Annotated in this window: 20 protein-coding genes; 6 read left to right on the forward strand and 14 right to left on the reverse strand. The window is 39.5% G+C overall.

Annotated features, from left to right (window positions below; genetic code table 11):
• The first annotated feature begins 308 nt into the window (after positions 1-308).
• The 4 genes from purL to AC2117_RS04605 all read left to right on the forward strand — a co-directional run bounded on the left by purL (position 309) and on the right by AC2117_RS04605 (position 6,140).
• Positions 309-4,142 carry a phosphoribosylformylglycinamidine synthase gene (purL, locus tag AC2117_RS04595; protein WP_133972225.1) on the forward strand — a complete coding sequence of 1,278 codons (3,834 nt, stop codon included), beginning with the start codon at positions 309-311 and terminating at the stop codon, positions 4,140-4,142.
• Between the two features lie 76 nt (positions 4,143-4,218).
• Positions 4,219-5,424, forward strand: a complete 1,206-nt coding sequence (locus tag AC2117_RS04600) for a multidrug effflux MFS transporter (RefSeq protein WP_197730986.1) — start codon at positions 4,219-4,221, stop codon at positions 5,422-5,424.
• Positions 5,425-5,625: 201 nt separating this feature from the next.
• A complete protein-coding gene (locus AC2117_RS19140) occupies positions 5,626-5,751 on the forward strand; it encodes a KGW motif small protein (protein ID WP_262472576.1) in 126 nt (41 codons plus the stop codon).
• A 68-nt stretch (positions 5,752-5,819) separates the two neighbouring features.
• Positions 5,820-6,140, forward strand: coding sequence for an NGG1p interacting factor NIF3 (locus AC2117_RS04605; protein WP_133972227.1), 321 nt, complete (start codon positions 5,820-5,822; stop codon positions 6,138-6,140).
• On the opposite strand, the gene AC2117_RS04610 is transcribed toward AC2117_RS04605, so the two are convergent.
• Entirely contained in the window at positions 6,133-6,933 is an 801-nt protein-coding gene (locus AC2117_RS04610; protein ID WP_133972229.1) for an enoyl-CoA hydratase-related protein, read from the reverse strand. The genes AC2117_RS04605 and AC2117_RS04610 overlap by 8 nt on opposite strands.
• A 109-nt stretch (positions 6,934-7,042) precedes the next feature.
• Between AC2117_RS04610 and AC2117_RS04615 the strand changes: the two genes are divergently transcribed.
• Positions 7,043-7,618 (forward strand): nicotinate-nicotinamide nucleotide adenylyltransferase, encoded by a 576-nt coding sequence (locus tag AC2117_RS04615; protein ID WP_133972231.1) that lies wholly within the window; start codon positions 7,043-7,045, stop codon positions 7,616-7,618.
• 15 nt (positions 7,619-7,633) lie between these two features.
• Here AC2117_RS04615 and AC2117_RS04620 read toward each other — a convergent pair whose 3' ends face one another.
• The 8 genes from AC2117_RS04620 to dapD form a co-directional block, all read right to left on the reverse strand.
• A complete protein-coding gene (locus AC2117_RS04620; RefSeq protein WP_133972233.1) occupies positions 7,634-7,996 on the reverse strand; it encodes a glyoxalase superfamily protein in 363 nt (120 codons plus the stop codon).
• An 11-nt stretch (positions 7,997-8,007) separates the two neighbouring features.
• The gene (locus tag AC2117_RS04625; protein ID WP_133972235.1) at positions 8,008-8,577 is read right to left on the reverse strand and encodes a CAP domain-containing protein; all 570 of its coding nucleotides are present in this window, start codon (positions 8,575-8,577) and stop codon (positions 8,008-8,010) included.
• Between the two features lie 118 nt (positions 8,578-8,695).
• A complete protein-coding gene (locus AC2117_RS04630) occupies positions 8,696-9,157 on the reverse strand; it encodes a peroxiredoxin (protein WP_133972237.1) in 462 nt (153 codons plus the stop codon).
• A gap of 17 nt (positions 9,158-9,174) precedes the next feature.
• On the reverse strand, positions 9,175-9,861 hold the full coding sequence (locus AC2117_RS04635; RefSeq protein ID WP_133972239.1) for a diphthine--ammonia ligase: 687 nt from the start codon (positions 9,859-9,861) through the stop codon (positions 9,175-9,177).
• A 96-nt stretch (positions 9,862-9,957) separates the two neighbouring features.
• Positions 9,958-10,374 (reverse strand): hypothetical protein, encoded by a 417-nt coding sequence (locus AC2117_RS04640; RefSeq protein WP_003650267.1) that lies wholly within the window; start codon positions 10,372-10,374, stop codon positions 9,958-9,960.
• 16 nt (positions 10,375-10,390) lie between these two features.
• Positions 10,391-11,059: a 7-cyano-7-deazaguanine synthase QueC gene (queC, locus tag AC2117_RS04645; RefSeq protein ID WP_197730987.1), complete on the reverse strand. Its 669-nt coding sequence runs from the start codon at positions 11,057-11,059 to the stop codon at positions 10,391-10,393.
• Between the two features lie 40 nt (positions 11,060-11,099).
• Positions 11,100-11,810: a 7-carboxy-7-deazaguanine synthase QueE gene (queE, locus tag AC2117_RS04650; protein ID WP_133972243.1), complete on the reverse strand. Its 711-nt coding sequence runs from the start codon at positions 11,808-11,810 to the stop codon at positions 11,100-11,102.
• Between the two features lie 78 nt (positions 11,811-11,888).
• Complete coding sequence (gene dapD, locus AC2117_RS04655) at positions 11,889-12,710, reverse strand: 2,3,4,5-tetrahydropyridine-2,6-dicarboxylate N-succinyltransferase (protein ID WP_042898115.1); 822 nt, start codon at positions 12,708-12,710, stop codon at positions 11,889-11,891.
• A 295-nt stretch (positions 12,711-13,005) separates the two neighbouring features.
• On the opposite strand from dapD, the gene carO reads away from it, so the two are divergent.
• Entirely contained in the window at positions 13,006-13,755 is a 750-nt protein-coding gene (carO, locus tag AC2117_RS04660) for an ornithine uptake porin CarO type 1 (RefSeq protein ID WP_133972245.1), read from the forward strand.
• 88 nt (positions 13,756-13,843) lie between these two features.
• On the opposite strand, the gene AC2117_RS04665 is transcribed toward carO, so the two are convergent.
• The 5 genes from AC2117_RS04665 to AC2117_RS04685 form a co-directional block, all read right to left on the reverse strand.
• Entirely contained in the window at positions 13,844-14,767 is a 924-nt protein-coding gene (locus AC2117_RS04665; protein WP_003650277.1) for a CysB family HTH-type transcriptional regulator, read from the reverse strand.
• Between the two features lie 28 nt (positions 14,768-14,795).
• On the reverse strand, positions 14,796-15,857 hold the full coding sequence (locus tag AC2117_RS04670) for a sulfate/molybdate ABC transporter ATP-binding protein (RefSeq protein ID WP_003650279.1): 1,062 nt from the start codon (positions 15,855-15,857) through the stop codon (positions 14,796-14,798).
• Positions 15,858-15,868: 11 nt separating this feature from the next.
• The gene (gene cysW, locus AC2117_RS04675; RefSeq protein WP_133972247.1) at positions 15,869-16,753 is read right to left on the reverse strand and encodes a sulfate ABC transporter permease subunit CysW; all 885 of its coding nucleotides are present in this window, start codon (positions 16,751-16,753) and stop codon (positions 15,869-15,871) included.
• Entirely contained in the window at positions 16,750-17,583 is an 834-nt protein-coding gene (gene cysT / locus AC2117_RS04680; protein WP_133972248.1) for a sulfate ABC transporter permease subunit CysT, read from the reverse strand. The genes cysW and cysT overlap by 4 nt, the downstream gene beginning before the upstream one ends.
• A gap of 80 nt (positions 17,584-17,663) precedes the next feature.
• The gene (locus AC2117_RS04685) at positions 17,664-18,272 is read right to left on the reverse strand and encodes an RBBP9/YdeN family alpha/beta hydrolase (protein WP_133972249.1); all 609 of its coding nucleotides are present in this window, start codon (positions 18,270-18,272) and stop codon (positions 17,664-17,666) included.
• Positions 18,273-18,292 lie beyond the last annotated feature (20 nt).

The raw sequence follows: 18,292 nt of genomic DNA on the forward strand, positions 1-18,292 counted from the left end.
ATCATTATTCAAAAACTATAAAACCCGATCATGCCAAAAAAAAGTTAAAAGCACTAGCTTGGTGCGACATAGTTTGTCCTAGTTCAGGTTTTATTATGTTATTGAATAAACATGAAACAATTTATTTTTAGCTAAAATGAATAAAAAAATGATTTTGAACAAAAAAGAAATTACTTCTTACAGAATTAGGTTACAGAATACTGATTCTACATCTAGCTGATTTTGGCAAGACGCAGTAGAATATGCGCTCTCTCTAAAGTCACATTGCGGTAAGGTTCACAAGACCTGCCCGTGGAGCCAAAATCAACATGTTTATCGTGGCCGGTGCAGCAGCACATTCTTCTTTTAAGAAAGCTCAACTATTAACACGTTTATCGTCAATTAGTTCTGTTCAATCTTTTGACAGCCAGTGGGTCTATTTGTTTGATCAAGCGCTCAACGAGCAGCAACGTCAATCTGCTTTGCAATTGTTAAATGACGGAGAGTCTTTTGAACTTCGTCAAACTGCAAGTGATGAGATTCAGATTTTAGTTACACCACGTGTGGGTACTATTTCACCATGGTCTTCTAAAGCAACTGATATTTTCAAAAACTGTAATACGCCAGTACACCGTTTAGAACGTGGTCTTTTATTTACGTTAAAAGGTGTTTCTGAAATTTCTAATGAAGTTAAACAAGTACTTCATGACCGTATGACAGAAACAGTTTTTGCTCAAATTGATGATGCAAAAGCATTATTTTCAGAAACTGCTCCAAAACCATTAAATTCAATTGATATCTTGGGTCAAGGTAAAGAAGCCTTGGTTAAAGCGAACAATGAATTCGGTTTTGCGTTATCTGAACAAGAAATTGATTACTTAACTGAAGCATTTGGTAAGCTTGGTCGTAATCCAAACGACATCGAGTTGATGATGTTTGCTCAAGCGAACTCTGAACATTGTCGTCATAAAATCTTTGGTTCTGAATGGACAATTGATGGTGAAAAACAACCATTGTCATTGTTCCAGATGATTAAAAATACCTATAAAGAATCTCCGAACGATGTGTTATCGGCATATAAAGATAATGCTTCAGTGATCGTGGGGTATGACACGATGCGTTTTTATCCGAAAGCGGATGAAAATGGTCACTTCGTTTATAAATATAAGAGCCAAGCTGCTCATATTTTAATGAAGGTTGAAACCCATAACCACCCAACAGCAATTTCTCCATTTGCTGGTGCTGCAACTGGTTCAGGCGGTGAAATACGTGATGAAGGTGCAACTGGTCGTGGTGGTAAACCAAAAGCTGGTTTAACCGGTTTCACCGTTTCGAACTTAAATATTCCTGGTTTTGAACAACCTTGGGAAGAAAACTACGGTAAACCTTCACGTATGGCATCGCCATTACAAATCATGATTGAAGGTCCATTAGGTGGCGCGGCATTTAACAACGAATTCGGCCGTCCTGCATTAAATGGTTATTTCCGTACTTTTGAACAGAATGTAAATGGTGAAGTGAAAGGCTTCCATAAACCAATCATGATCGCTGGTGGTTACGGTAATATTCGTCCTGACCATGTAGAAAAAGATGCGATTCAACCAGGTGATTTACTCATTGTATTGGGTGGCCCTGCAATGTTAATCGGTCTTGGTGGTGGTGCTGCATCTTCTGTAGACAGCGGTACAATGGGGGAAAGCCTTGATTTCGCATCTGTACAACGTGAAAACCCTGAAATGGAACGTCGTTGTCAAGAAGTGATTGATACTTGCTGGCGTTTAGAAGACTTCAACCCAATCGTTTCTGTACACGACGTTGGTGCTGGTGGTTTATCAAACGCTATGCCTGAACTTGTGAATGATCATGAGTTGGGTGCAGTGCTTAATCTTCGTAAGATTCCTTCATTAGAGCCGGGCATGAGCCCAATGGAAATCTGGTCAAATGAAGCGCAAGAACGTTATGTTCTCGCAATTCGTCCAGAATCTTTGGATCAGTTCGAAGCAATTTGTGCGCGTGAACGTTGTCCATTTGCTGTGTTAGGTGAAGCAACAGAAGCGCGTCACTTAACAGTTGAAGATCCATTATTCCAAAATGATGCAGTTGATATCCCAATGCAGGTAATGCTTGGTGGTACACCGCGTATGCAACGTTCTTATGAAACTATTGAGCGTAGTGGCGATGATTTCGATGCTTCAAAAGTTGATTTGAAAGACGCAATTTTCCGCGTATTGAAAAACCCTACAGTTGCGTCTAAGTCATTCTTGATTACCATTGGCGACCGTTCAATTACAGGTATGGTTGCTCGAGATCAAATGGTTGGTCGTTGGCAGGTTCCTGTTGCAGATGCAGCAGTAACAACAACAAGTTTGCAAGGTTTCACTGGTGAAGCAATGGCAATGGGCGAACGTCCACCAGTTGCTTTGTTAAACCCAGCGGCATCTGCTCGTTTAGCAGTTGCTGAAGCAATTACTAATATTGCATGTGCGAACATTGAACAAATTAGCGATATCAAACTTTCTGCAAACTGGATGGCTGCTGCTGGTCAAAAAGGTGAAGACCAAGCATTGTTTGAAGGCGTGAAAGCGATTGGTATGGAAATGTGCCCTGCTTTAGGAATTGCGATTCCTGTAGGTAAAGACTCACTTTCAATGCGCACAACTTGGAATGATGACGGCGAAGATAAAGCTGTAACTTCTCCAATGACAGGGGTAATCACTGCGTTTGCTCCAGTAACAGATGTCCGTAAGACCCTAACTCCTGAACTTAAAAATTTAGAAGACTCAGTACTTGTACGTATTGATTTATCTAAAGGTCAGTTCCGTTTAGGCGGTTCGATTCTTGCGCAAGTATATAAAGCAATTGGTTCAATCACTCCAGACGTTGATAGTTTTGATGACTTCAAAGCATTCTTTGCTTTAATCCAAGACTGGAATAACCGTGGTTTGATTCAGGCTTATCATGACATCGGTGATGGTGGTTTATTAGCCTCTGTAGCTGAAATGATGTTTGCTGCGCGTTTAGGTGTTGCATTAGAAAACCAAACTCAAGCAAGTTTGTTTGCAGAAGAAATTGGTGCAGTACTTCAAATCAAAGCAACTGATTGGGAAGCTTTACAAACAGAAATTGCTGCTTCTAGCTTGAAAGATGCAATTGCTGTAGTGGGTCGTGTAAATAACTCAGATCAATTATCTGTAAATGGTTTAACTTTAGATCGTGCTGAATTACAACAAGCTTGGTCTGAGGTATCTCATCAGATCCAACGTCTACGTGATAACGTAGAAACTGCTGATCAGGAATTTTCATTAATTACTGATAATGCGCACCAAGGTTTGATTGCTAAACCAACATTCGACTTGAATGAACCTGTTGAAGCGCCGTTTATCAACACGCGTCGTCCTAATATGGCAATCTTGCGTGAGCAAGGTGTAAACGGTCATATTGAAATGGCAGCAGCCTTTGATAAGGTTGGTTTCAATACTGTCGATGTGCACATGAGTGATTTACTTGCTGGTCGTGTTAGCCTAAGTGATTTTGAAGGTTTAGTGACTTGTGGTGGTTTCTCTTACGGCGACGTAATGGGCGCTGGTGGTGGTTGGGCAAAATCAGTATTGTTCAACGCTAAATTACGTGATCAGTTTGAACAATTCTTCCTCCGTGAAGATACGTTCAGCTTAGGTATCTGTAATGGTTGCCAAATGTTGTCACAATTAGCGCCACTCATTCCGGGTGCTGAACACTGGCCGCGTTTCCACCGCAATATGTCAGAAGTTTTTGAAGCTCGTAGCGTAAACGTTCGTGTTGAAAAATCTGTTTCTGTATTGCTTGATGGTATGGAAGGTTCGATTTTACCGATTGCTGTTGCACACGGTGAAGGTCGTGCTGTTGCAAGTGAAAGTGCTCTTGCTGGTTTAAATGCAGGTAACCAAGTGGCATTACGTTATGTTGACAGCCTTGGTAACCCAACTCAGCACTATCCATTGAACCCAAATGGTTCACCTGAAGCAATTACTGGTGTTACTTCTAAAGACGGTCGTGCAACGATTATGATGCCACACCCTGAGCGTACTTTCCGTGCGCTTCAGCATTCTTGGAAACCAGAAGAGTGGACTGAAGACGGTGCATGGTTGCGTATGTTCCGAAATGCGCGTAAGTTTATTGGGTAATATAAAGTTTGAAATAAGCCACCGTAAGGTGGCTTATTTATGTGTAATAAAATATTAAAAATAGTGGAGAAGAAAAATGAAATCAAAAATCCATTTCCGTGAGTTTGCATTGCTGATGGCATTGCTTATGTCGATTGTTTCTTTTTCGATAGATGCAGTTTTACCTGCTTTAGGTGAGATTGGGCGTATTTTTGAATTAAAAAATAATAATCAGTCGCAGTGGGTCATCATCGGTATTTTTTCAGGAATGACCATTGGACAGCTCATTGCAGGCCCATTATCTGATGCTATTGGGCGTAAACGCATTTTATTCACAGGAATTATTATTTATTTTCTGGGAAGTTTATTGTGTTTTTCCACACAAAGTTTTGAGTGGTTCTTAGTTGGGCGCTTTATTCAGGGACTTGGTGTTTCGGGGCCTTACGTTGCTTCTATTTCTATCGTGAGAGATAAATACAGCGGAGCTCAAATGGCACGCATCATGTCTTTAATTATGATGGTGTTTATGGTGGCTCCTGCAATTGCACCAAGTTTGGGGCAGCTCATTATTCATTTCTTTGGTTGGCGTGAAATTTTTGTTTTATATATGGTCTATGCCACAGTTGTGGGAGCATGGGTCGCTTTACGACTAGAAGAGACTTTACTTCCCGAAAATCGTTTGCCCATGCGTATAGACGCATTTAAGGAAGGCTTTAAAGAGGTCGTAAGTAATAAAACCACTATGAGTTATCTCTTATGTGCAGGGTTCTGCTTCGGTGGATTTATTGGTTATTTAGGAACTTCACAGCAAATTTTTATGCAGCAGTTTAGTAAAACAGGGCAAGAGTTTAGTGCTTATTTTGCTGTGCTGGCAGGTGTAATGGGAATTGCATCATTTACAAACTCTAAAATTGTCATGAAGTTTGGTATGCGCCCAATCTGTATTTATGGCTTTTTGGGCTTATGTTTAATTTCTTTAATTTTCTTGTTAATTCAACTTGCGGGTGTAACGGTATCATTTTGGATGTTTATGCTTTATGCCTGCATTTTGTTTTTATTATTTGGAACCCTCTTTGGTAATTTAAATGCGATTGCCATGGAACCGATGGGGCATGTTGCTGGAATGGCATCGGCTATTATTGGTGCAGCTTCCTCTGTATTGTCACTTATTCTGGCATCTATTATTGGGCAGTTATATAACGGTACATTAATTCCAATGACTTGCGGTTTTGTGATTTTGTGTGGTTTAGCTTTTGTTATGACGATATATGAGAACAGACATTTAAGAAAAATGAGTGCTTAAGAGTTTAAAGGTGAAGATAGGCCACTGATTTTTTAAATTTTCTTTAGACTAAAAGTTGCATATGGATGAGTGCAGCTCTTTTAAGCGTTTTAGAAAACTTAGGAGACTATAGACATAGAGCTATTTATCGCAGTATGCTCGGTTCGAGGTTGGACCAATTTTTGCTTTCTCTGCAACAACGATAAAAAATCGGAGATCAAAATGATGAAAAACAAAAATCACATGAAAATGATTTATACAAAAGATAAAGGCTGGCGTTGGTTTGGTTTAGCGCTTGCTCTTCAAATACTATTTATTGGAGTGAATTATTTAGCAATGATGAGCTGACTTTGATTTTAGTTCTTTTTTAACGGTATGATTTAAACCTAATTTATAAGTCTTGAGCCATTTTACTCATGCTAAAGCTGATTTATTACGTACCAGAATCATATCTTGAGACGACTAAACAAGCCATTTTTTCTGCTGGTGCAGGCGGCATTGGTAATTACGAACACTGTGCATGGCAAGTGAAGGGAATAGGGCAGTTTAAGCCAGTTAAGGGAGCTGATCCTTATATCGGGCAACTAAATGAACTTGAGCAAGTCGAGGAATGGCGTGTCGAAACAATTGTTCCTGAAGAAAACGCAAAGGCTGTAGCGAAAGTATTAAAGGCAAGCCATCCTTACGAAGAGCCTGCCTTTGAGTTTGTTCAAATCATAGAAATTGATTTTAATTAAACTGAGAGAAGTCGGGTTTACGTTTTTGCATAAATGCTTGAACGGCCTCTAGCATTTCGGGTGAGCGAACGCGTTGCATAAAGATTTCAGCTTCATGATCAACACATTCAATAATTTGTTCTAAATTATGCTTCATAAGTGCTTTAGTTTGTTTTAAAGATGCAAGAGGTAAAGCTGCTAAGTGTTGAGCAGTCTGTTGAGCTGAAACATAAGCGTCTTCAACCACTTCATTGACTAAGCCTGCTTGTACCGCAGTTTCTACATTAAATTTTTTCGCAGTAAATAAAAGCTCGGCTGCTTTATGATAGCCTGCTTGTTGAACGAGTAATTGGCTTGCTCCACCTTCAGGAGAAAGACCGAGGCTTACAAATGGAATTTGGAAAAGAGCTGTATTGTCAGCAAAAACCAGATCTGCATGTAATAAAATCGTAACGCCAATACCAATTGCGACACCTTTTATAGCAACAATAAGTGGCTTTGATAATTTGGCAGCCGCTTTAAGTAAAACGAATGGTGGGACTTCTCCGGCTGGGCCTGTGTTAGGATTTTGTACAAAACCCATAAAGTCTTTCATGTCATTGCCAGCAGTAAAATCTTGTTCTGCACCGCGTAGAACGACTACTCTAACTTCTTTATTGAGGTCGGCTTCATCTAGTGCTTTAGCAATCCATAAATAAAGTTCGCCATACAGTGCATTTTTTGCTTCTGGACGATTTATGGCTAAGGTGAGTACGCCACCCTCTAAATTTGCGTTTAAATGTTGATGAGGTTGTTGAATACAGCTAAGTGTCATCGTACTATCCTTGCTTTAAACCACGTTGTTAATTTTTAGGCTCTCATTATGGCGCATATTTTTTGTATTAAGCGTAACTGGTGAGTTCATAAAAAGTGAAAATCTAATTATGTATAAATTTGACTATCTCGTTTTTATAGGTCGTTTTCAACCATTTCATTTGGCTCATATGCAGACAATTGAAATTGCCTTACAGCAAAGCCACTATGTAGTTTTGGCATTAGGCTCTGCACAAATGGAACGTAATATTAAAAACCCGTTCCTTGCGATTGAACGAGAGCAAATGATTTTATCTAATTTCTCATTAGATGAGCAAAAACGTATTAAATTTGTGCATGTGGTCGATGTTTATAATGATGAAAAATGGGTAAAACAAGTCAAATCTTTAGTGAATGGGGTGATTGAACCTACCTCAACAGTAGGTTTGATAGGACATTTTAAAGATGAGTCTTCTTACTATTTAAAACTTTTCCCTGAATGGATTATGGTTGAGCTTGATAGTTTAAAAGATTCTATTTCGGCAACGCCAATGCGTGAAGCTTATTACCGTGGTGAAATCCAAACAGAATTTTTCCCTGTGGGAACCATTCAGTTTTTGGATGAATTTCAAAAAACACGTACTTATCAGCAGTTACAACAACGATTTGAACAAGATGACCGTTCTAATTTAGATGAGTTTGAATAAACGCATTAGAATAGATCAAGCATCTGCCCAAAAAATAATTCGATTGGAAAAAGGATCGGTGATACTAAGCTCAAGTGTTTCCCAATCTGTTTTTTCAACTTGAGGTTTGGCGAACTTATAATCTTTTTGACTCAATTCACTATGCAGCTCATAAATAGGTTCCCAATAAATACGGATTGCACTATGCGGGCTTGCATCTCCAAAATGTTCCGATAAGTGAATTACGCATTCATCTTTGGAAATTTGTAGATATAAGGGAAAGTTATCTTCAAATTGATGCTGCCAATCAAGCTGAAAACCTAAGAATTCTAGATAAAATGATTGGGCTAAATTCACATCAAAAATTCTTAAGATAGGAGTGATTGAACCTGATTGCATCATTATTCCTTTTAACGTGTGCCAAATTGTTGAGTCCAATAACTCTTTTGTTTTACAGACTGATCAGAGGCGCAGGCAAGTGCGTAAGTTGTGAATTTCGGGTTCATTATATTACTACAATGCAAAGGGCTAGCTATCCATTTAGTAATTACTTCATTTAAAGTTTTTTGACCACTTGCAACATTCTCGCCATTGGCTTTACCCAAGGCATTATAGTTTTTTAAACGTGTTCTGAAATCTTGACCTGTTGAGCTTACGTGGCTAAGAAAATTATGATTTGCCATATCTACACTATGGGCGAGGGCACCTTTATATAAATTATTATTCCAGCTAAGAGGCTTTGCGGCTGAGAAATATTGTTGGCCACATTGGCGTGATTGTTGGCGAACTTGATTAATTCTATCAAGTACAGCTTGTTGATAAGCTGGGTTTTGTAAATCTTGGCAGCTTATTTCAATGGCAGTTTTCTGAATTTGAGCAATTGATGGGGTGGTGTCGGTTGGCATGGGTAATGTATTTGCACTACATGCGCAGATAAAAAGAGTCAAAGGCAGTAAAGAGTAATTTTTGAGTAGACTCATGTGAACGCCTTAAAATAATTATTCTAATGTTTTTATCATACGCCAAAGTAAAATTATTGAGCAATTCTTTGCAATAAAAAAGCAAGTTCGATACTCGCTTTTTTATTGCATAACTTTATCAAACCGATTGAAGGGCTTTTAGGTCTTCAAGTACTTGTTCAGCATGTCCTGCTGCTTTGACTTTACGGTAGCTTTTAACTAAGGTTTTGTTATGGAAAATGAAAGTAGAGCGTTCAATTCCCATAACTTTTTTGCCATACATATTTTTTTCTTTAATGACATCAAAATGATTACAGAGCACTTCTTCTTTGTCGCTAATGAGGTCAATCGTGAGCGCTTGTTTTTCAGTAAAGTTTTGATGGGCTTTTACCGAGTCGCGTGAAATACCGAAAATACGTGTACCTAAAGCTTCAAATTGGTCTTTTAAACAAGAGAAACCAACTGCTTGTGTTGTACATCCTGGTGTTGAATCTTTTGGGTAGAAATAAATGATTAACCATTCATTTTCAACCTCGGCCAAGTTCACTTCACCGTGGGTAGTAGGAAAAACTTGATTTGGTAATTGAATATTCTCAGACATTTCTCATCCTTCAAAAGCTAAATTTGATCTAATTCAAGTGGTAAAAAAGCATATTCTTCATGATAAACAATATCGAGCTTTCTTACAGGAATTGCTTTGTTAAAAATTGGGCCGTCAATCACGGTTGTATGAAATTCACCGCCTTCGCCACATGGATCAATACCGCGATTCTCAAGTTCTGTTATATATTCTAAGGTTAAAGTTTTTCCTAAATCTTCAATTGTCATGCCTAGTTTTAAGTTTACTGTCACGATGACACTACAGAAACCAAGATTGATAAACTCTTCAACAACCTCACGATGTGGACGTAGCCAAAGAGGCATGCCTAATTTGAGCCCCACTTGTTGAGTGATCCGATCATGCCAACACCCATGTTCAGGCATATCAAGGTCACCTGTAACGAGTACCTCTGCACCTTGTTGTTTTGCTTGAATGAGTAATGTAATAAATTTAGCTTCATAGTCATTCCAGCTTGATGAAGCCATGAATATTGGTAGGCCAATTGCTTCAGCTTGAGCTTGAATAATATCAAGTGGCATAGCATGTGAACGAGAGCGCTCGCCTTGTTCTTCCAACATAACGATGAGTCCATTAACCGTACCAGTTTGCATTGCATGGTAGAGTGCAAGAGAACTATCTTTGCCACCACTGAATGAGACAATAGACTGTTTGTTAATTGCGTTGGTTTTCCATTGTTCTTGCATGGTTTATTTCGAATGAATTGGTCAAGATTGATTTTATTTTAACAGAGCTACAAAAAAGCCTGCATAAATGCAGGCTTAATTTGGAATAACTAAAGCTTATTTTTTAGGAGCTTGTTGTTGAGCTGCTTTCATTGCATCTTCAGTTAATTTTTCAAGCTTAGTTGTTAACTGAGGGCCGAAACATGCTTTAAGATCACGGTTTTGCTGTTGTACAAATCCTAGAGAGCTTGGGCTTTTCTTGGCATTGATTGCACTTTGGATTTCCCATTTTTGTGCTTCAGTGACTTTACCTTGTGCTTCAACTTGGCAGCTACAGAATTTGCTAACTTCAGATGAACTTAGTTTGCCACCTTTAGCTGTTTGATCTTTACAAACGTTAACTAATGCACCTTTAACGTTAGTACTTTTATATGCTGCTTGAACTGGGTTTTCGGCAGCATGTGCTGCGCCAGCCATAAGAGCAACTGTTGAAAACAAAGATGAAAGAATAAGATTTGATTTTAACAACTTCATAAATTTTACCTACTTATTACGGTATATAGCGTGTTGGGTCGGCAACACCAGCCTCGATAAAGCCTTCTTTACGCAAACGGCAACTGTCACATTTGCCACACGCACGTCCTTGAGCATCTGCTTGGTAGCAAGATACCGTTTGACTATAGTCTACGCCATGTTCAATCCCTAAACGTATAATATTCGCTTTGGATAAATGTAACAGGGGTGTTTCAAATTTAAGTGGTTTTCCTTCTACGCCAGCTTTAGTTGCTAACCGTGCCATATTGGCAAAAGCATCAATAAATTCAGGACGACAATCAGGATATCCTGAATAATCAACAGCATTGATACCAATAACGATAGCTTCAGCATTAAATACTTCGGCTGCGGCTAGGGCATAAGAGAGGAAAATAGTGTTACGCGCTGGTACATAAGTTACAGGAATACCTTCTTGTAACTGTTCTGGTACGGCAATGTTGTGATCTGTAAGTGCAGATCCACCTAAATTAGCCAAATCAATATTAATTACACGATGTTCAACCCCTGCACGTTGAGCTAATGCTTTTGCAGCATCAAGTTCAGTGGTTGAGCGTTGACCATACATAAAACTAATAGTAATACATTCATAGCGTGCTTGTGCCCAAGCTAGGCAAGTGGTTGAGTCTAAGCCGCCTGAAAGTAAAACAATCGCACGAGGGCGCATATTTTTCTCCATATTCGGAATGATTTATTTTATTGAGTGATTAGCGACCTGATTCGTCATTCCACAGCAGTTTATGTAACTGAAGTTGGAAGCGAACGGGTAATTTATCATCCAGTATCCACTGTGCCAGATCACGTGCTAGACGTGGCAGGCCAACAGCACCTTTTTCAACTGCAAAGGCAGGGGAGAACCAAACGGTACTGACTTTTTTATGCAGTTGATATTTTTCAACTTGTTGCTTTGACCATTCATAATCTTCGCGGTTACAAATGACGAATTTAATTTGGTCACGCGCAGTCAAATGATCAAGATTGCTGATGAGATTACGATGTTCCTCACCAGAAGTTGGAGTTTTTAAGTCGAGAACTTTAGAAACACGCGAATCTACTTTTGAGACATCGAGCGCGCCACTGGTTTCTAAAGAAACATCAAAGCCAGCTTCACATAGACGTTGTAATAAAATCAAACAGTTTGGCTGTGCAAGTGGTTCACCACCAGTTACACAAATATAAGGCGTTTGAAATTGAGTAGCTGTTTCAATGATATGTTCAAGTGAAAAACGTTCACCACCTTCAAAAGAATAAGTGGTATCACAATAGCTACAACGTAATGGACAGCCCGTTAGACGAATAAATACAGTCGGTAAACCAGAAGCATTTGCTTCACCCTGCAACGAGTAAAAAATCTCGGTAATGCGTAAACCGGACGCAGGGTCTGAGACAGGAATTGCAGAGGAACGTAAGGAAGCCATTCTAGAAATACCACACTATATAAAAAATAAAATCTCTACGATCAGTGTTGACCGTAGAGATATTTGATCAAACTGAAATTAGTCAGCGCGTAACAAATCGTTCAAACTTGTTTTTGCACGTGTTTGCGCATCAACTTTTTTCACAATAATTGCAGCGTATAAGCTGTAAGTACCACATTTAGAAGGCAGGCTACCTGCTACAACAACTGAACCTGCTGGAACGCGACCATAGTGGATTTCGCCAGTTGCGCGGTCATAAATTTTAGTTGATTGACCAATGAAAACGCCCATTGAAATTACTGAGCCTTCTTCAACAATAACGCCTTCAACGATTTCTGAACGCGCACCGATAAAGCAGTTGTCTTCAATAATGGTTGGGTTAGCTTGTAATGGTTCTAAAACACCACCGATACCTACACCACCAGACAAATGAACGTTTTTACCGATTTGAGCACATGAACCTACAGTTGCCCATGTATCAACCATTGTGCCTTCATCTACATAAGCACCAATGTTTACATAAGAAGGCATTAACACTACGTTTTTAGCTTGGAAGCTACCACGACGTGCTACAGCAGGAGGAACAACACGTACACCGGCTGCTTTAAATTGTTCTTCAGTCCAACCAGAGAATTTAGTTTCTACTTTGTCGTAGAAGCGAAGATCACATGACTCGATTGGTTTATTGTCATTAAGTTTAAATGATAATAAAACAGCTTTTTTTAACCATTGGTGAACAACCCATTCACCATTGATTTTTTCAGCAACTCGAAGTGTACCGTTATCTAAACCAGCAATAGCTTCTTCAACAGCTTGGCGAATTTCGCTTGAGCAATCTGCTGCAGTAAAGTTTGCGCGGTCTTCAAATGCTTGCTCAATGATCGTAGAAAGCTGAGACATGATCTTCCTTCCATAAAAAATTTTAAAGATTTTACACTAATTTGTGACAAGAATCTTTGAAAAAACGTGTTACGTTTAATTGAAGATACAAATAGGTTAAATGAAAATAAGCTTATTAGATAATCAAGTGTTTTTTACACAAAAATGATTTGAAAATAAAAATTTAACTCAATTTGTATCAAAAAATAACAGAAATCTAGCATTTTTTGTATAAAAAAGACTCTAAGCTCTCTTTATTATGATTTCAGTCACAAGATGAATAAATTAAAAACAAAGCCTTTTTGAGGAGAAAACTATGAAAGTATTACGTGTTTTAGTAACAACAACAGCTTTATTCGCTGCTGGTGCTGCAATGGCAGATGAAGCCGTTGTTCATGACAGCTACGCATTTGATCAAAAACAATTACTTCCTGTGGGAGTGCGTGCTGAGGTAGGTACAACTGGTTACGGTGGTGCTTTATTATGGCAAGCAAACCCATATGTAGGTTTGGCTCTAGGTTATAACGGTGGTGACATTTCGTGGACAGATGATGTTTCTGTAAATGGTACTAAATATGACCTAGATATGGATAATAACAATATCTATTTAAATGCTGAGATTCGTCCTTGGGGTGCTAGTTCTAATCCATGGGCTCAAGGCTTATATGTAGCTGCAGGTGCTGCTTATCTCGATAATGATTATGACTTAGCTAAACGTATTGGTAACGGTGAAACTTTATCAATTGATGGTAAGAACTATCAACAAGCAGTTGCTGGTCAAGAGGGCGGTGTAAGAGGTAAGATGAATTATGAAAATAATATTGCCCCTTATTTAGGTTTCGGCTTCGCTCCAAAAATTAACAAAAACTGGGGCGTATTTGGTGAGGTAGGTGCATACTATACTGGCAACCCTAAAGTACAGTTAACTCAATATAACCTTGCTCCAGTGAATGGTAATCCAACATCTGCTCAAGATGCAGTTGATAAGGAAGAAAATGAAATTCGTAATGATAATAAATATGAATGGATGCCAGTTGGTAAAGTTGGTGTGAATTTCTACTGGTAATATCCTAAAGAAAAAACGAGCCACGGCTCGTTTTTTTCATCTAGCAAAATAAAAGAGCTAAAAAGCTCTTTTATTTTGTTCTTAATTTTTATTCATCTGGGTAAGCAATTTTCTTAAGTGCTTTAATATCAGCATCTGGAGAGCACAGCGAAATAAATTCATAGCCATAACCGCGTAATAGATGGCCTTTACGAACCGCAATCCATGTCGTGTTTACACCAAAAATATCGGTTTTAGTTTGTTTTAAACGATGATCACGTTCTGTGTCATAAGCTACGGCATTGACAATGCCGACCCCCATGCCCAATTCGACATAAGTCTTGATAACGTCCGCATCAAGTGCAGACATTACGATATCTGCATCGAGGTGAGCTTCTTCGAAAGCTTTGTCAATTTTTGATCGACCTGTAAAACCACCATGATAAGTAATGAGTGGATAGTCCGCTAAAAGTTCAAGCGTAATCTTGTCTGCCTTCACTAAAGGATGATTTTGCGGTGTGATAATACTGTGTTGCCATTGATAGTAAGGAATACTCGCTAGATTTTCTTCAGTTGTTAAAGATTCTGTAGCAATCCCAATATCTGCCTCACCTTGTAAGAGCATTTCTGAAATTTCAACAGGGCTGGCTTGTTGTAAAATCAAATGAACTTTAGGAAATAACTTCTTAAATTGATTGACGATCGGAGGCAGTACATAACGTGCCTGAGTATGGGTCGTCGCGATCGTTAATGTTCCTTCATCAACTTTATTAAAGTCTTCTGCAAGGCGTTTAATATTTTCAGCATCAACTAACATGCGTTCAACGATGCCAAGAAGAGATTGTCCTGGTTCGGTTAAACCTAAAAGTCGTTTACCTTTCCGTATAAAAAGTTGTACACCTAGCTCGTCTTCTAAATCTTTAATATGTTTACTTACGCCCGATTGAGACGTGTAGAGTGCAGCCGATGCTTCGGTTAAGTTAAAGTTTTGGCGTACAGTTTCTCGGATAATTCTTAATTGTTGAAAGTTCATTCACACTTTTCCTTACCAAATATATTTCTTAAGCAACTTGATCTGCAAATAAGTGCAGTTGAGATGCACTTACCCAAACGGTTTGATTTGGTTTAAATGCATGTAATTTTGCAGCTTCATTGCTCAGAGCAATCTCAATTAAACGTCCATTACGGTCTTGTAATTCCGCCACAACTTTTCCAGCAATCCAGATTTCACGTACAAAAGTCGCTTCAATAGTATTAGCCTGCGGTTGCGAGTGAATATGTAACTCATCTGGACGGGCAAAAGCAATCACTTTTCCTTGAGGCGCCTCAACCAAAGTTGGTAATTGAATTCGGTCATTGCCAATACGGATAATACCGCCTGTGTTTTCACCTTCAAAACGATTTGCCTGACCTAAGAAATCAAAGACAAATGGGGTTGATGGTTTTTCATAGACTTCACGAGGAGAACCAATCTGCTCGACATTGCCTTTATTCATGACAATAATCTGGTCTGCTACTTCAAGTGCTTCTTCTTGATCGTGGGTCACGAAAATTGAAGTAATGTGCAACTCATCATGTAGGTTACGTAACCAGCGACGTAATTCCTTACGGACTTTAGCATCTAAGGCACCGAATGGTTCATCAAGCAATAATACCCGTGGTTCTACAGCCAAGGCGCGTGCTAATGCAATACGCTGGCGTTGTCCGCCTGAAAGCTGAGCAGGGTAGCGGTCTGCCAAAAATCCAAGTTGAACCAGATCAAGCAAACGAGTCACGCGTTTTTTAATTTCAGCTTCAGATGGACGGGTTGCACGGGGACGAACACGTAAGCCAAAGGCAATATTGTCAAATACGGTCATGTGGCGGAATAAAGCATAGTGCTGAAATACAAAGCCGACCTGACGCTCACGGACATGTACATTGGTTGCATCTTCGCCTTCAAGTAGCACTTGACCGCCATCGGCTGACTCTAGGCCCGCAATAATACGTAGTAGAGTTGTTTTACCGCAACCAGATGGGCCGAGTAGGGCAACCAGTTCACCTTCCGGAAAATCTAGTGAAATATTTTTAAGCGCATGGAATGCACCAAAGTGTTTTTCAATATTTTTAACTTGAATACTCATGTGTTCATTCCTTACGAATTAGTTGAATGCGGTTCTGGTTTGTCTTGGCGTAGTTCTAACCAAGTTTTTAGTACCAGTGTTAATAGGGCTAAAAAAGCAAGTAATGAGGACACGGCAAACGCTGCACTAAATGTGTACTCGTTATATAAAATTTCGACATGAAGTGGCAGGGTGTTGGTTTCACCACGGATGTGACCAGAAACCACTGATACTGCACCAAACTCACCCATTGCACGGGCATTACACAAAATCACGCCATAAATGAGGCCCCATTTAATGTTGGGTAGTGTGACCTTCCAAAACGTTTGCCATCCTGATGCGCCGAGTACAATTGCTGCTTCTTCTTCTTCAGTGCCTTGAGCTTCCATGAGGGGAATTAATTCACGAGCGACAAATGGAACAGTAATAAAAATAGTGGCTAAAACAATTGCAGGTACGGCATATAAAATCTTAATGTCATGGTCCATCAACCATCCACCAAACCAGCCTTGCGCACCAAAAATTAATACAATCATTAAGCCGGCAATAACGGGTGAAACCGAAAAAGGCATGTCAATGATGGTGGTTAAAATGGCTTTACCTTTAAATTGAAATTTGGAAACTGCCCATGCTGCTGCAACACCGAATACCACATTAATTGGAACGGCGATTGCTGCGGTTAACAGCGTTAATTTCACTGCCGATAGCGTGTCTGGATCAATCAACGCTTGAACATAGACTTCAAGTCCTTGTTTAAATGCTTCTACAAAAACCAGAATGAGTGGCAACATTAGGCAGCTTAAGAAGAAAATCAAAGCAACCGTAATGAGCGTGTAACGGACCCAAACTGGTTCACGGGTGGCGTCACGTGATTGCAATTTAAATGCAAGTGCATTGCTGTCGCTGTGTAGGTTCATGTGATATTTCTCCCTGTACGACGGTTTGCCCAGACTTGAAGTAAATTAATGGAAAATAAAATGATAAAAGAGAGAACTAACATGACCGCAGCAATCGTTGTTGCACCCGCGTAATCATATTCTTCAAGACGTGAAATGATCATGAGTGGAGCAATTTCAGTTTTAAAAGGTTGGTTACCTGCAATAAAAATAACCGAACCATATTCACCAACGCCGCGGGCGAATGCTAAAGCAAAGCCTGTAAATAGGGCTGGTAATAAAATAGGCAAAATGATTTTTGTAATGGTTTGCCAGCGATTTGCCCCAAGTGCCGATGCCGCTTCTTCTAACTCGGTTTCAATATCACTCAAAACAGGTTGAACTGTTCGTACAATGAATGGAATACCAATAAATACTAAAGCTAGAGTAATCCCGATAGGCGTGTACGCAACCTCAATACCCAGTGGCACTAAATATTGGCCAATCCAGCCGGTAGGAGCATAGAGTGAGGTAAGTGCAATACCTGCAACTGCGGTTGGTAATGCAAAAGGTAAATCTACTAGGGCATCAACCAGACGTTTTCCGGGGAAGTTATAACGTACAAGGCACCAAGCCAGAAGCAAGCCAAATACAACATTAATAAAGGCTGCAATTAATGCTGAACTAAAGCTGAGTTGAAGCGACTTTAAAATACGTTCAGAAGTTAAAATTTCCCACAATCCGTCCCATCCGATTCCAAATGATTTGATAAAGACTGCGGCTAATGGAATAAGCACAATAAAAGACACATAGGCGAGGGTAAAACCTAATGAAAGGCCAAACCCAGGCAGCACTCGGGATCGCTGCGACATGATATTTCCTCAAAGAGAAAAGCCTGCTGAAACCAGTAAGCGAATAAATAAAGATAAACAGTGCGATATAAAGATGGGTATTAAGCAAATTTCAAAGAGAAATGAGTTTTTACCGGGTCGAAAGATGAGCGACTACACATCGAATTTTCTGGAATCAAATAATTCAGCAGGGCCGGAAAGGGACCAAAACCCGATGCAACATTAATATGACCAACTTCCCCTAAGTTAATCGGTTCTAGACGCCAAGCTTTTGCAAGCTGTAAGGCATCTACAAAACCCAACCATGGGTCATTTTCACTAATGAGCAGCGTAGCTGGAATATCAATTCGCAAATGATAGAAATACTCTTTGTAGTCAGTCAGACTATGCCGAGCAAAGCCTGCTTCACCAAAACGTGCCGGATTGGCTGGAGCCACCAAAATAAGTTTTTTGACTTGGCTTTTTAATTCAGGGTGCTCAGCTAAAGCTGCGACACTGGTTAAGCAGCCAAAGCTATGTGCAACAATTTGTACAGGAGCTTTTACTGCTTGAACTGTTTTAACGAACTGCTCAATCCATTCACTTAATACGGGTCTATCCCAGTTTTTTTGCTCAACACGAGAACTAGACACAAGTTGACGCTGCAACCAAGATTGCCAATGCTGATGTTCACTTCCACCTACGCCTGGAACAATTACAGTGTGAGTCATGTCTGTTCTCCTTGTCTTTA

The sequence above is a fragment of the Acinetobacter calcoaceticus genome, from assembly GCF_900520355.1.
GTDB lineage: Bacteria > Pseudomonadota > Gammaproteobacteria > Pseudomonadales > Moraxellaceae > Acinetobacter > Acinetobacter calcoaceticus_C.